At 72.3% G+C, this 12,506-nt stretch carries 14 protein-coding genes and 1 pseudogene; 8 read left to right on the forward strand and 7 right to left on the reverse strand.

The genetic code is table 11. The features are described 5' to 3' along the window. Positions 1-4 precede the first annotated feature (4 nt). Together ACIGDI_RS09160 and ACIGDI_RS09165 are read right to left on the reverse strand one after the other, a co-directional pair. Positions 5-259: a WhiB family transcriptional regulator gene (locus tag ACIGDI_RS09160; protein WP_399892818.1), complete on the reverse strand. Its 255-nt coding sequence runs from the start codon at positions 257-259 to the stop codon at positions 5-7. Between the two features lie 111 nt (positions 260-370). Further along, complete coding sequence (locus ACIGDI_RS09165) at positions 371-1,585, reverse strand: saccharopine dehydrogenase family protein (RefSeq protein WP_399892821.1); 1,215 nt, start codon at positions 1,583-1,585, stop codon at positions 371-373. 119 nt (positions 1,586-1,704) lie between these two features. Here ACIGDI_RS09165 and ACIGDI_RS09170 point away from each other — a divergent pair, with 119 nt between their 5' ends. Then, positions 1,705-2,448, forward strand: a complete 744-nt coding sequence (locus tag ACIGDI_RS09170) for a TetR/AcrR family transcriptional regulator (protein WP_399892825.1) — start codon at positions 1,705-1,707, stop codon at positions 2,446-2,448. On the opposite strand, the gene ACIGDI_RS09175 is transcribed toward ACIGDI_RS09170, so the two are convergent. Then, positions 2,414-3,322, reverse strand: a complete 909-nt coding sequence (locus tag ACIGDI_RS09175) for a LysR family transcriptional regulator ArgP (protein ID WP_399892829.1) — start codon at positions 3,320-3,322, stop codon at positions 2,414-2,416. The two genes, ACIGDI_RS09170 and ACIGDI_RS09175, sit on opposite strands and share 35 nt — an antisense overlap. 66 nt (positions 3,323-3,388) lie before the next feature. On the opposite strand from ACIGDI_RS09175, the gene ACIGDI_RS09180 reads away from it, so the two are divergent. Together ACIGDI_RS09180 and ACIGDI_RS09185 are read left to right on the forward strand one after the other, a co-directional pair. Beyond that, positions 3,389-4,003, forward strand: a complete 615-nt coding sequence (locus tag ACIGDI_RS09180; protein ID WP_399892833.1) for a LysE/ArgO family amino acid transporter — start codon at positions 3,389-3,391, stop codon at positions 4,001-4,003. Positions 4,004-4,107: 104 nt separating this feature from the next. Beyond that, positions 4,108-5,406 (forward strand): MFS transporter, encoded by a 1,299-nt coding sequence (locus ACIGDI_RS09185; RefSeq protein WP_399892837.1) that lies wholly within the window; start codon positions 4,108-4,110, stop codon positions 5,404-5,406. A gap of 4 nt (positions 5,407-5,410) precedes the next feature. Here ACIGDI_RS09185 and ACIGDI_RS09190 read toward each other — a convergent pair whose 3' ends face one another. From ACIGDI_RS09190 to ACIGDI_RS09200, 3 genes and pseudogenes are all read right to left on the reverse strand, one after another. Further along, positions 5,411-5,866: a cyclic nucleotide-binding domain-containing protein gene (locus ACIGDI_RS09190; RefSeq protein ID WP_384811979.1), complete on the reverse strand. Its 456-nt coding sequence runs from the start codon at positions 5,864-5,866 to the stop codon at positions 5,411-5,413. 267 nt (positions 5,867-6,133) lie between these two features. Then, a pseudogene (locus ACIGDI_RS09195) lies at positions 6,134-6,355 on the reverse strand (ornithine decarboxylase); the annotation flags it as partial. Between the two features lie 15 nt (positions 6,356-6,370). Then, positions 6,371-6,592 (reverse strand): hypothetical protein, encoded by a 222-nt coding sequence (locus ACIGDI_RS09200; protein WP_399892841.1) that lies wholly within the window; start codon positions 6,590-6,592, stop codon positions 6,371-6,373. Positions 6,593-6,824: 232 nt separating this feature from the next. Here ACIGDI_RS09200 and ACIGDI_RS09205 point away from each other — a divergent pair, with 232 nt between their 5' ends. The 5 genes from ACIGDI_RS09205 to ACIGDI_RS09225 all read left to right on the forward strand — a co-directional run bounded on the left by ACIGDI_RS09205 (position 6,825) and on the right by ACIGDI_RS09225 (position 10,214). Further along, entirely contained in the window at positions 6,825-7,268 is a 444-nt protein-coding gene (locus ACIGDI_RS09205; RefSeq protein WP_399892844.1) for an ATP-binding protein, read from the forward strand. Positions 7,269-7,493: 225 nt separating this feature from the next. Further along, complete coding sequence (locus tag ACIGDI_RS09210; RefSeq protein ID WP_399892847.1) at positions 7,494-8,348, forward strand: SigB/SigF/SigG family RNA polymerase sigma factor; 855 nt, start codon at positions 7,494-7,496, stop codon at positions 8,346-8,348. A 48-nt stretch (positions 8,349-8,396) separates the two neighbouring features. Further along, complete coding sequence (locus tag ACIGDI_RS09215) at positions 8,397-8,642, forward strand: DUF5133 domain-containing protein (RefSeq protein ID WP_399892851.1); 246 nt, start codon at positions 8,397-8,399, stop codon at positions 8,640-8,642. A gap of 272 nt (positions 8,643-8,914) precedes the next feature. Then, positions 8,915-9,754, forward strand: coding sequence for a DUF1206 domain-containing protein (locus ACIGDI_RS09220; protein WP_399892854.1), 840 nt, complete (start codon positions 8,915-8,917; stop codon positions 9,752-9,754). Between the two features lie 28 nt (positions 9,755-9,782). Continuing rightward, a complete protein-coding gene (locus ACIGDI_RS09225; RefSeq protein WP_272174743.1) occupies positions 9,783-10,214 on the forward strand; it encodes a hypothetical protein in 432 nt (143 codons plus the stop codon). A 6-nt stretch (positions 10,215-10,220) separates the two neighbouring features. Here ACIGDI_RS09225 and ACIGDI_RS09230 read toward each other — a convergent pair whose 3' ends face one another. Continuing rightward, on the reverse strand, positions 10,221-12,461 hold the full coding sequence (locus tag ACIGDI_RS09230; RefSeq protein WP_399892858.1) for an FUSC family protein: 2,241 nt from the start codon (positions 12,459-12,461) through the stop codon (positions 10,221-10,223). Positions 12,462-12,506 lie beyond the last annotated feature (45 nt).

Below are 12,506 nucleotides of genomic sequence, written 5' to 3' on the forward strand. Positions count from 1 at the left end.
CTGGTCAGCCGTTGCGCGCGGCCGTCCGCCGACGCCTGCGCTGCAGCGCGCGCCGCTCGTTCTCGCCGGTGCCGCCCCACACACCGAGGATCTCCCCGTGCTCCAGCGCCCACTCCAGGCACTGCTCCTGCACCGGGCAGCGGGCGCACACCGCCTTGGCCTGTGCTGTCTGCATCAACGCGGGGCCGGAGGTGCCGATCGGGAAGAACAGCTCGGGGTCCTCGTCACGGCACGCGGCCTGGTCTCGCCAGTAGTCCATGTAATAGTCACCTGCGATCGAAGTCGTACGTGCCCTCGCGAATGGCTTACTCGTTTTCGGGTCACCTGTCGATGCGCATGTGAAACGAAGGAAGTTGCAGAGAAACCGTGTTCATTGCTCGCGGACGCCCCACGGCGAGCCGTACGCCGTGAGCAGATCCAGGAACGGGCGAGCGGGGAACGCCTCCGGGCCGAGGACTCCCGAGCCGGACCAGGCGCCGTCGGCGAGGAGTTCGAGGGCGACGACCGGGTTCACGGCGGTCTGCCAGACGACGGCCTGGCTGCCGTACTCCTTCATGGACCACTGGTTGTCGACCACGTGGTAGATGTACACCTCGCGGGGTGCGCCGTCCTTCGTGCCCCGGACCCAGGTGCCCGCGCAGGTCTTGCCGTGCATCCGCTCGCCGAGCGTGGCCGGGTCGGGCAGGCACGCGGCGACGACGTCCCGGGGCGACACCGCCACCGGTCCGGCCGGGCCCGGCACGGTCACCGGCGCCGTGCTGTCGAGGCCCAGCAGGTGCAGTGTCCTGAGCGTGTCGATGAACTCCTTGCCCAGGCCGTACTTGAAGGTCACGCGGCCGGCGTCGACCCAGCGCGGGACGAGCAGCACCTCCTCGTGCTCCACGTTCACGCACTCGACGGGACCGATGCCCTCGGGGAAGTCGAAGACCTCCGGCTCGCTGAACGGCTCCGTGGTGAACCAGCCGCGCCCGGCCTCGTACACGACCGGCGGGTTGAGGCACTCCTCGATCGTGGTCCAGATGCTGAAGGACGGGGCGAAGTCGTAGCCGTCGACGGTGAGGTCCGCTCCGTCGCGGACCCCGATCTCCTCGATCTCGTCGAAGAGTTCGTCGGCCGCGTAGCGCGCGAAGACGTCCGACAGACCCGGCTCCACGCCCATGCCGACCAGGGCCAGCGCGCCGGCCTTCTCCCATTCCTCGGCCCGCGCGAACTGGTCGTCGCCGAGCTTGACCCCGCACTCGGCGTACGGGCGCTCGGGGTGCGGGTGCGACAGTGACATCGCCATGTCGACATAGGTGGCGTCGGCGGCGCGGGCCGCCCGGAACAACGGCATCACGAACCGCGGGTCGGTGGCGTTGAGCAGCACGTCGCAGGCGTGCCGGCGCAGCAGTTCCGTCACCGCCGTCTCGTCGCTCGCGTCCACCTGGGCCGCGCCGAACCGGTCGTCGCCGACCGCGGCCACGGCCGCCTCGGCGCGCGCCGGGTCGTAGTCGGCCACGACCATCGCGTCGAAGAAGCGGCGGCGGGCCGCGATCCGGGTGATGGCGGTGCCGACGCCGCCGGCGCCCACGAGCAGTACACGCATGACAAGCACTCCCTGTCGATCGGGGTCGAGATAGGAGGGGCCCCGCGGCAGATACAACGCCCGGCGCTCACGTAAGGTCAATGGCGTTGGCATAAGAGCGGGAGCGAAGGGGAGCGGCGATGCCCAAGGCCGTGGTGCCCGAGGAGAAGCGGCGCAGGCGCCGGCCGACCAAGAGCGGAACCGTGCTGTCGGAGCGGCTGATCGTGGAGACGGCACTGCGGATGCTGCGCGAACACGGCAGCGCGGGCCTGACCGCCCGCCGTCTGGGCCTGGCCCTGGACGCCGACCCGAGCACGCTCTACCGGTACTTCCGCGGCATGGACGACCTCACGCTCGCCATCGGCGACGTCCTCATCGGTCAGGCCCTCGACGGGTGGCGGCCGACGGGGGAGTGGCGGGCGGACCTGCGCGCCGTCGGCCTGCGCATCCACGCCGCCTACGTCGCCCACCCGCAGGCGGCCGTGCTGACCACGAGCCGGGTCACCGGCCGGGCCAACGAACTGGCCGCCGACGAGACGGTCCTGGACATCCTGCGCACCGCGGGCTTCCCGCTCGCCGACACCGTGCGCGTCTACCACGCCTTCATCGACCAGACCCTGGCCTTCGCCGCCCTCGACGCCGCCTCCCTGACCCTGCCGAGCGCCGCGCTGCGCGCCGACGAGAACATGTGGCGCTCCACCTACGCCCGCCTGCCCGCCGCCACCCACCCGCGCATCGCGGAGGCCGCCCCGCTGCTGAGCGCACGGATGGTCGACAGCGCCTATCCGACGGCCCTGGACATGCTGCTGGACAGCGCCGCCGCGCAGCTGGAGGCGCTGCGGGCGAGGCTCACGGACGCAGCGCCTCCGCGGCCGCGGAGGTGACAGCCCCGGCCACCGTCGCGAGCGCGGGGGAGTCGAGTTTCCACTGCTGCCAGTACAGGGGGACGTCCAGCCAGCGCCCCGGCGCGAAGTCCACGAGACGCCCGGCGCGCAGCAGCGGCTCGGCCTGCACCTCGGGCACCAGGCCCCAGCCCAGGCCCGCCGCCACCGACTGCGCGAACCCCTCCGAGGTGGGCACGAAGTGCCGTACCCGACTCGCGCCCTTGGTGCCGCGCCGCAGCCGGCGGACGAAGGCGTCCTGCAGGTCGTCGCTGCGGTCGAAGGACACCGTGGGCGCGGCGGCGAGCACGTCCGGCAGCGGCCCGTCGAGGTGCTCCCGGGCGAAGTCCGGGTTGGCCACCGGCAGGTAGCGCATCCGGCCGAGGGCGCGCACCGAGCATCCCGTGACCGCCTCGGGCGAGGAGGTCACCGCCGCCATCACCAGGCCCTCCCGCAGCAGGGACGCGGTGCGCGTCTCGTCCTCGCGGCGCAGCTCGAAGCAGAGCCGCGGCTCGTGCCGTACCCGGGTGAGCGCCGGCAGCAGCCAGGTGGCCAGTGAGTCGGCGTTCACGGCGATCGACACCCGGGTCGGCTCACCCGCCCCGCTCATGCCCAGCTCGGCGCGGGCGTCGCGCTCCAGCCGGGCCAGCTGCCGGGCGAACCGCACCACGACCTCGCCCGACTCCGTCGGCCGCACCGGTTTCGTGCGCATCAGCAGCACCCGTCCGGTGCGCTGTTCCAGTGCCTTGACCCGCTGGCTGACCGCGGAGGGCGTCACGTGCAGCGCCGAGGCGGCCGCGTCGAAGGTGCCCTCGTCCACCACCGCCAGCAGCGTGCGCACCTGGTCGAGCGGAAGCTCGGTCAGCTCCGTCTTCATGGTGGCTAATGATAGGTAAGAATCTTTAGCTGTACGCCGGGAGATCGCTTCCCTAGCGTCGACGTCATGACCAACGCCCTGACCGCCGCGGCCGCAGGATTCGGTACCGGCCTCTCGCTCATCGTCGCCATCGGCGCTCAGAACGCCTTCGTCCTCAGGCAGGGCATCCGCCGTGACGCCGTTCTCGCCGTGGTGGGCATCTGCGCGCTGTCCGACGCCGCCCTCATCGCCCTGGGCGTCGGGGGCGTCGGCGCGGTCGTGGTGGCGTATCCGCAGGCGCTGACCGCGGTCGGCTGGATCGGCGGCGCCTTCCTGCTCTGCTACGGCGCCCTGGCCGCGCGCCGGGTGTTCAGGCCGCAGGGCGTTCTGCGGACGGAGGGGGAGGCGACCGGCTCCCGCAGGCGGGCCGTGCTCACCTGCCTGGCGCTGACCTGGCTCAACCCGCACGTCTACCTCGACACCGTGTTCCTGCTCGGCTCGATCGCCGCCGACCGTGGCGCGCTGCGCTGGACCTTCGGCCTCGGTGCCGCCTTCGCCAGCCTCTGCTGGTTCGCGGCGCTCGGCTTCGGCGGCCGGCTGCTCGGACGCGTGCTGGCCAGGCCCTCGGCCTGGCGGGTCCTGGACGGACTCGTTGCCGCGACGATGATCGGCATCGGCGGCATGCTCGTCGTCAGGGCCTGACCGTCCGCTCGCTGAGACCGTATGACCGTGTGTCCCGAACTCCCGTCCGGTGCTGCGATAGTGAACCCTGCACCCGATAGATGTAGCGAGCAACCAGGAAGCCCGTGGACACCAGCGAGAGCAGCACCGAACCGCAGACCCCGGACCCGGTCGCGGCCGATCCGCCCCGGCGCGGCTGGCGCCGCTGGGCCATGGACACCCGCCCACTGCGCATCCCGGCATACCGCAGGCTCTGGTCCTCCACGATCGTCACCGCCGTCGGCAGCCAGCTCACTGCGGTCGCCGTCCCGAAGCAGATCTACGACATCACCGGTTCCTCGGCGTGGGTCGGCGCCGCGAGCCTCGCCGGTCTGCTCCCGCTGATCGTGTTCGCGCTGTGGGGCGGCGCCGTCGCCGACAGCATGGACCGCCGCAAGCTGCTGCTGATCACCAACACGGGCATCGCGGTCACCTCGCTGCTGTTCTGGCTCCAGGCCGTCACGGGGCTGGAGTCGGTGGCGGTGCTGATGGCGCTGCTGGCGATGCAGCAGGCCTTCTGGGGGCTCAACGCACCCGCCCGCAACGCCTCCATCGCCCGTCTCGTGCCCGAGGGTCAGCTGCCCGCCGCCAACGCCCTCGGCTCGACCATCATGCAGACCGGCCAGGTCGTCGGCCCCCTGCTCGCCGGCGCCCTGATCCCCGTCATCGGCCTGCCGGAGCTGTACCTGATCGACGCGCTCGCGCTGTGCGTGACCGTGTGGGCGGTCTACCGGCTGCCCTCGCTGCCGCCGCTCGCGGGCGCCACGACCCGGCGTGCCGGCGTGCGCGAGATCGCGGAGGGCTTCCGCTACATCTCCATGCACAAGGTGCTGCTGCTGTCCTTCCTCGCCGACATCATCGCGATGGTCTTCGGCATGCCCCGCGCCCTGTTCCCGCAGCTGGCCGCCGAGACCTACGGCTCCTACGGCGAAGGACTCGCCCTCGGCCTGCTGTTCGCGTCGATCCCCATCGGCGCCGTGCTCGGCGGCCTGTTCTCGGGCACCTTCTCCCGGGCCCGCCGGCACGGCGTGATGGTCATCGGCGCGGTCGTGGCCTGGGGCCTGGCGATCACCGGCTTCGGACTGAGCGGCAACCTGTGGGTCGCGGCCGCCTGCCTCGCCGTGGCCGGCGTCGCCGACATGGTCTCGATGGTCTTCCGCGGCGCGATCCTGCTGTCCGCCGCCACCGACGAGATGCGCGGCCGTATGCAGGGCGTCTTCACGGTCGTCGTGGCGGGCGGACCCCGGCTGGCCGACGTCCTGCACGGCACCGCGGGCTCGGCCTTCGGCCCGCGCGCGGCCGTGGCGGGCGGCGGTCTGCTGGTCGTCGTGGTGATGCTGGCCCTGGCCGCCGCGGTGCCGGCCCTGCGCCGCTACCGCGTCTGAGGCGCTACAGGGCGCGGCGCCGCTGGCTCGTGTACTGCTCCATGAGCTTGCCGCGCGTCATCTCCAGTCGGTGCGCGAGGATCTCGGCCACGCTGCGCACCAGCACGATCCCCAGCTGCGGATCCTCCTCGCACAGCCGCAGTACCTCCGCCGCGTCGAACTCGTAGGCGCGAACGGGGCTGAACGCCTCGGCGCCGAAGTCCCACTCGTGCGGCGGGAACAGCCAGGACCAGCCGAGCAGATCGCCGGAGCCCAGGCTCGCCACGGTCACCCGGTGCAGGGAGTTGACCCGCTGGTCGAGCGAGACCGCGCCCGAGCGGATGACCCAGAACCGGTCGGCCCGGCCCCCGGCCTCGAAGATCCGGGTGTCCTCCGCGAAGGAGACCTCCTTGGCGAGTGACATCAGGCGCTGGCGTTGCGGCGGGGGAAGGGCGTTCAGCAGTTTGATGGCTTTGGTCATGGCGCGGGGCTCCTCGCCGGCGGGGGTCCGGTGTCTGCCTATGCCCATTTCAGCCGCTGCGGGCGGCGAGAGCACCTCGGCGGACGGCGGCTTTCCCGCCGATCGGTCCGAGGGCATGAAAAAGCCCTGGCTGGACGGGGGAGGCCAGCCAGGGCCGTAAGCGGTGATGTCGGAGGACGGTACGGTCCACTCCGTCACCACGTATGAATGAACCGTAAACCATTCACCACGCCTTCGCGTAGCGGAAAGCGGGTCGAGTGACCTGTTTCACTCGACGAAATCCGCGTCCGCCGCAACCACTCTGGTCGTTTTCAGCTCCGGGTCGCTCGGGTCGGGCAGGTTCATGCCAGCCTCCATGCCCGTGGTCAGGTAGCGCAGGGCGGGTTCCGTGTCCCCCGGCAGGATCGCCGGGATGTCCGGGGGATACGGCGTGATCATCTCGGCCGTCACACGGCCCGCGGCGGCCGAGACGGGCACGTCGGTACTCGGCAGGCACGGGCCCGGTCAGCTCTGCCCGTCGTGCTTTCCCGGGGTCAGGATCTCGTCCAGCACCCGTACCACCGTCTCGTACGCCAGCGCCCGCACCACGGCGTCGCGGGCCGGGTCGGGGCCGGCCGCCCCGAGGTCCTCCCGCCGGTCCCGCCACGCTCGCTCCTCCTGCTGGGCGCAGGCCCGGGCGCGCTGGAGGCGGCGCAACAGTTCGTCTGAGTCCACGACATCGGTCATTCGGACCCAGTACCCCCGTCGCGCCGCGCCATGGCCGTCTTGACAGACCCGGCGAAGAGGTTTGGCGGGGCTCATGCAGGTGAGCCGGTAGAGGAGACCCGCGTTGCCCACGCAGCGTGTGAAAGCCCTCCGCGACCGGCGCGAACCCCCCGTGCCGAACGCGGCTGGCCGAACCGGCTGCGTTCTTCACCCATTCAGGAGTCAAATCTCTCAGCCCCCAGGGAGCCAGGCGATGTGCGAGCAGCACACGACCGAATCCGCCCACGAACCGTCGGGTGCTCAGGGCTCCGGGCCGACGCGGCTGTGCCGACCGGCCGAGGCGCGCCGGGCGGTGGAGCGGGCGGTCGCCGAGCGCTGCCGTGCCACGCACACGTCGTGCGACCCGCAGGCCCTCGGCGACGCCCTCCTCGTCGCCTCGGAACTCACCAGCAACGCGATCCTGCACGGCGGCGGGGTCACGGACTTCCACGTCGACGTCGCCGGACCCTGCCTGTGCGTGTCGGTCAGCGACCGCAGCGACGAGGTCCCGGTCGCCAGGCCGCCGGTCGACCCGCGCGGCCGGTTCCGGGTCGGCGGCCGCGGCTGGCCCCTCGTGTGCCGGCTCGCCCGCGACGTGCGCGTGGCCGAGCTGCCCGCGGGCGGTAAGCGCATCACCGCCGTGGTCGCTCTGACCTGAGCCAACCGCGCCGGGCACACGTGCGCTCCGACCTGAGCGAACCGTGTCGGGCACATTTATTCGAGCAGCGGAGTTTGTTCCTCCGAGGGCAGGGCAGACGGAGGTTCGTGCTTCGGACCGGAGGCGCCCAGCGGAGCGGTATGACCGCCCCGGGCCCTCAGCCGGTCCGGGCGGCGACCGTCCCGCGGTAAGTCCCTGAAACCCCTCGTTCAGGAGCCAACCCGCATGCTCATCGACACGTCGACCAGCCGTCCCGGCACGCAGACCCCCAACAGCGCAGCAGCGCGCCGCCACGACGACGCCCCCGACACGGCGGAGCTCTTCGCCCGCCTGGCCGTCCTGGAGGACGGCCCCGAACGGGAGGCCGTACGCGACGAACTCGTCACCGCCTGGCTCCCCATGGCCCACCGCATCGCCGGCCGCTTCCGCGACCGCGGCGAGTCGGTCGAGGACCTGCGCCAGGTCGCGGCCCTCGGGCTCGTCAAGGCCATCGACCGGTTCGACCCGGAGCGCGGAGCCTTCGAGAGCTACGCCGTGCCCACCATCACCGGTGAGGTCAAGCGGCACTTCCGGGATCGGATGTGGGCGCTGCGCGTGCCCCGTCGCGTCCAGGAACTGCGCAACAAGGTCCGCGTGGCCCGCCGCGAGCTCACCCAGACGCCCGGCAGCCCCGAACCCACCGTCGCCGCCCTCGCCGCCCACACCGGGCTCACCGAGGACGAGATCACCTGCGGCCTGGAAGCCCTCGAAAGCTTCAGCACCCTGTCCCTGGACGCCGAACTCTCCGGCGACGACGGCTACAGCCTCGCGGACACCCTGGGCGCCCCCGACGCCTCGTACGACGTCGTGATCGACCGCGAGTCCGCCAAGGAGGGTCTGCGTCGCCTGCCCGAGCGTGAGCGCGCCATCCTCTACATGCGCTTCTTCGAGGACATGACACAAAGCCGGATCGCCGACCAGCTCGGCATCTCCCAGATGCACGTCTCCCGCCTCATCAGCCGCAGCTGCGCCCGGGTCCGCGCCGAAGCCATGGGCAACAGCGGCCGCAAGGGCGGCGGACGCGGGTCGAGCGCGGCCTGAAGCCCGACGCAACAGAGCCCGACGCAACCGAGAAGGAGCGAGAGAAGCATGCTGATCCCTCACCCCGCCCTTTTGCGCAAACTCGTGGACGAGTACGAGGCCCTGCTGGCCGAGGAGGCCGGGACCGGTGGCGGCTGGTCGAGTCCACGGGCGCAGGACCTGGCCTACACGCTGTGCGTGACGACCGGCACGCGTGATGTCAGACGGGCCCTGGAGACCGCCCACCGTCTCCTCGCGGCCGAGTCCATGGCGCCACCCCGCCACCGGTCCACCGCCGCACCCATGGCCGATTGACCAGCGCTCCCCGTCCGCCGGGCGGGGAGCGCAGCAGTCCGCAGCCGCGCCCGTGTGCGCTTCGAACGCGCACACGGGCGCGGCTGCGGTCGCACGACGGCGACCGAAGGGGCGAGTGCGTCCGGGCCGGTGCCGGGCCGGTGACCGGTCCGACCGGCGGGCGCACGGCCGTGGACCTGGAAGGACCGGGTCCGCGCCCCGGACACCAAGGTGCCCGGCCGCACAGGGCGTGGCCGCCCTGCGGCGGGGCATCCGGACGACGGGAGGTACACATGAACGCGAGTGCCATGGCGCGCTCCGGCCGCATCGAGGCCGAGCGGACGGCGCGGGGTTCGATGACGGAGGGCGCCGCACGGGCGGGGCTCAGCGCGAGAGGAGTGATCTATCTACTGGTCGGGGTGATCGCCCTGCAGATCGCCTTCGGCGACTCACACCAGCAGGCCGACCGCGGCGGAGCGGTCGCCGAACTGGCCCGGCAGCCGTTCGGCAAGTTCCTGCTGTGGGCGCTGGGCATCGGGCTCGTCGGCATGGCCCTGTGGCGGCTGTCCGAAGCGGTCTTCGGATCGGCGGGAGCCGACGGACGCAAGGCGCACAAGCGGCTGCTCGCGCTGGGCCGCTGCGTCTTCTACTCGTTCGTCGCCTACTCCGTGCTGTCCTTCGCGGCCGGCCCGCACGGCAGCGGCAGCGGTTCCAGCGACGCCCGGTCCCGGGACGTCACCGCGCGGGTCCTGCACCTGCCCGGCGGCCAGTGGCTCGTCGGCGTGGCCGGGGCCGGCATCGTGGTGGCCGGCATATGGGTGGGCGCGCGAGCCATACGGCGCGACTACCGGCGCAAGCTCAAGCTGGCCCAGATGCCCCGCTGGGCGACCCGGCTGGTCGACATCACCGGCGTCGCGGGCGGCACCGCGCGCGGTCTCGTCTTCGCCGTCGCCGGCGGCTTCGCCGTGCGCGCGGCCGTCGACTACCGGCCGGACCGTGCCAAGGGACTGGACGACACCCTGCGTTCCTTCGCCCACACCCCGCTGGGGCCGTGGCTGCTGGTCTGCGTCGCGGCGGGTTTCGTCCTCTTCGGAGTCTTCTCGTTCGCACTCGCCCGCTGGCGTCGGGTCTGACCCGCGCGATGCGGGGCACACGCACGAGATGAACGAATCCGAGTTCTCACCCGAGCACCGGCCCGTCGACATGTACCTCGGACTCCTGCGCAACCGGATGGACACGGACGACTACCGGCAGTTGCTCGACCTGGTCGAACCCGTCCTGCGGGCCATCGACCAGGAGCAGCTGCCCGCGCTGGACTTCGCGCTCGACGGCGAGCAGGCCGACGGTATGCCCCAGGAGGTCCGCGACGAGGCCGCCCTGGTCATCGCCGCGGCCGTCACCGGCAGGCTGGACAACGAGGTCGTCGAGATCCAGCTGGAGGAGACCGGCCCGGTCCGGGTGGTCACCGACGCGGACACCGCCTCGGACCCGGTACGGCTCGGCGAGATAGCCGACTTCATCCGGGAACGGCACCGTCAGAACGAGGAACTCCGCGGTATCGCCGAGGTCAGCGGCCTGCCCACCGACTTCTGACCGCGCTCACCGCTTCTGCGCCGCCACGGGCACCTTCAGTGGCCGGGCCAGGCCCACCACGGCCTCGTCCAGCCGCTGAAGGTGCCTGAGCACCCGGTCGGTGATCCGCCCGTACCGGGAGACGCCCGGCAGCTCGGACTCCAGCAGGGACGCGATGCTCGCGCCCGTCTCGACCTGTGCCGTGGCCCTCTCGTCCGCGGCGCGCGCGGCGATCGCCGCGATGTTGTCCAGAATGCGCTGCCCGGCCCGGCGCAGCCGCGGGTCCGCCGCGATGGAGGGATGCGTGGGCAGCAGTTCGGCCATCGCGGCCAGGGAACGCGCGTGATACGCGCAGGTCTCCAGCAGGGCGACGACGTACCGGGCGGTGTTGCGGCGGGTCCGCAGCGGCGTGACCGGGTGCGTGAGCGGCTGGGTGGCTGCTCGCAGGTCGGCCAGCGCCTGGTCCAGATCCCGTGCCCGGTCCAGCAGATCGTCGGGCGGCCCGCCGCTGAGCTGGTCGATCGCCGCCTCCGTGACCTCGGCGAGCCGGTCCAGCACGGTGCCCAGCAGGTCGTTGGTACGGCGGTCGGTGTGCACCGGCAGCACGAACGCGGCGGCGATGATCCCGCAGGCCGCCCCCAGTGCCGTCTCCTCCACCCGCAGCACCAGCACCGACAGGCTGTAGGTGTGCAGCAGCGTGTAGAGCACGCCGAGGGCCGCCGTGACGAAGAACGACATCAGCGTGTACGACAGCGGTGCCGTGTAGAACATCGCGAACACGCACAGCAGCACCAGCGCGAACGCCGTCCAGGTGTGATGGCCCACCAGACCGGCCAGGAGCAGCCCGGCCACGACGCCGAGCACCGTGCCCAGCAGTCGCCGGTAGCCCTTGACCAGGATCTCGCCCGTCGAGGCGGTGTTGATGAACACGATCCAGCAGGTCAGCACCGCCCAGTACCAGCGCTGGGCGGACAGGAACTCGCCGCCCACGATCGCCAGGGACGAGCCCACCGCGACCTGCACGGCGGCCCGCGTGGTGGGCCGCTGCCACCCCGAGGCAGGGGCCTCGGCGGCCTCCTCGCCGGCGTCGATCGCCGCGTCCTCGGCGTCCAGTTCCTCGCGTGAACGGGCCGTCGACGGCGAGTCGTCCGACTCGTCCCGCGCTCCGCCTAGCGCGATCCGCAGCCCCAGCACGGCCCGGGCCGCCTCACCGACGCCCCGGAAGACGTCCTGGACGGCGGATGAGGCCTTCGGCAGGTTCTCCTCGTCCCGGTAGCCCAGCAGCCGGTTGCGCACCTGCGCCAGACCGGTCCCGGTGTCGGCCGACACCGGACGCAGCACCAGCATGCGCAGCGCCTCGAGGGCCCGGCGCAGTGTGGTGGTCGCCTCGTCCCGCACCGGCAGCAGACCGCCCTCCGGGGCCGGCGCGCCCGGCAGATGCAGGGTGAGGGTGTCCGCCCGCTCGGCGCTGCGCGCGGTCAGCAGCAGCAGACCCAGGCGTTCGGCGGCGATCTCGGCGTCCGCGATGCGGCGCTGCACCAGCCGGGCCACGGCCTCGTCGTCGGTGCCGTCCTCCAGCCGCCCCTGGATCATCATGGCCGTCTCGTGCAGCCGCGCGGTCCCGTCACGGACGTGCGCGAGAGCCCCGTCGATCTCCTCCGGACCGGCGTCGAGCAGTTCCAGCTGCGCGGTCACCAGCTGTGCGAGCCGGGCCCGGAAGGCCGCGCGCAGCCGGGCCAGGATGCCCGCGGGCGTCTCGGGCACGAGTGCGAAACGCACCAGGGCACTGCTCGCGAACGCCACCGCGACCACCGCGTACAGCTGCGGCAGGGCCGAGACGGTGGCACCGACGAACAGGGACAGGAAGTAGACCTGGAAGCCGATCAGTCCGAGCGCGGTGCCGCGGTCGCCGAACCGGCGGGCGTAGACGGCGCTGAAGATCAGCGCGACGAAGACGACGTCACCGCCCACCCGGGAGTTCAGGAGCGCAGCCAGCGTCAGCGAGGCCAGGGCCACGGGAAGGCCCAGCGCCAGCGTCACGGCCTGCTGCGACCGCTGCTTCTCCCGGATGGCGAAGGTGGAGACCATCGCCGCGATGGCACCGGCCACCAGATGGCGTACGTCGGTTCCCACCAGGCCGAGCACGGCGAGCGTGAGGGCGATGGCCCCGACCGTCCGCAGGCCCGCCGCCAGGCGCAGCAGGCCCGGGTCGTTGGCAGCGACGAGATCGCGCAGACGCGCCCGGACCGACCCCACCGCTGCCCTCACGCCGCCGTACTCACTCCCGCTTCACATCAAGATCCGTATCCAGCA

It is taken from the genome of Streptomyces sp. NPDC085900, from assembly GCF_044540925.1.
GTDB classification, from domain to species: domain Bacteria; phylum Actinomycetota; class Actinomycetes; order Streptomycetales; family Streptomycetaceae; genus Streptomyces; species Streptomyces gilvifuscus.

Bases quoted from the DNA above. Each gene is read 5' to 3' on its own strand.
- ACIGDI_RS09205 (WP_399892844.1), top strand. From the start codon at position 6,825: ATGTGCGAGCAGCACACGACCGAATCCGCCCACGAACCGTCGGGTGCT.
- ACIGDI_RS09220 (WP_399892854.1), top strand. From the start codon at position 8,915: ATGAACGCGAGTGCCATGGCGCGCTCCGGCCGCATCGAGGCCGAGCGG.
- ACIGDI_RS09225 (WP_272174743.1), top strand. From the start codon at position 9,783: ATGAACGAATCCGAGTTCTCACCCGAGCACCGGCCCGTCGACATGTAC.
- ACIGDI_RS09180 (WP_399892833.1), top strand. From the start codon at position 3,389: ATGACCAACGCCCTGACCGCCGCGGCCGCAGGATTCGGTACCGGCCTC.
- ACIGDI_RS09215 (WP_399892851.1), top strand. From the start codon at position 8,397: ATGCTGATCCCTCACCCCGCCCTTTTGCGCAAACTCGTGGACGAGTAC.
- ACIGDI_RS09160 (WP_399892818.1), bottom strand. From the start codon at position 259: ATGGACTACTGGCGAGACCAGGCCGCGTGCCGTGACGAGGACCCCGAG.
- ACIGDI_RS09175 (WP_399892829.1), bottom strand. From the start codon at position 3,322: ATGAAGACGGAGCTGACCGAGCTTCCGCTCGACCAGGTGCGCACGCTG.
- ACIGDI_RS09200 (WP_399892841.1), bottom strand. From the start codon at position 6,592: ATGACCGATGTCGTGGACTCAGACGAACTGTTGCGCCGCCTCCAGCGC.
- ACIGDI_RS09210 (WP_399892847.1), top strand. From the start codon at position 7,494: ATGCTCATCGACACGTCGACCAGCCGTCCCGGCACGCAGACCCCCAAC.
- ACIGDI_RS09165 (WP_399892821.1), bottom strand. From the start codon at position 1,585: ATGCGTGTACTGCTCGTGGGCGCCGGCGGCGTCGGCACCGCCATCACC.
- ACIGDI_RS09170 (WP_399892825.1), top strand. From the start codon at position 1,705: ATGCCCAAGGCCGTGGTGCCCGAGGAGAAGCGGCGCAGGCGCCGGCCG.
- ACIGDI_RS09190 (WP_384811979.1), bottom strand. From the start codon at position 5,866: ATGACCAAAGCCATCAAACTGCTGAACGCCCTTCCCCCGCCGCAACGC.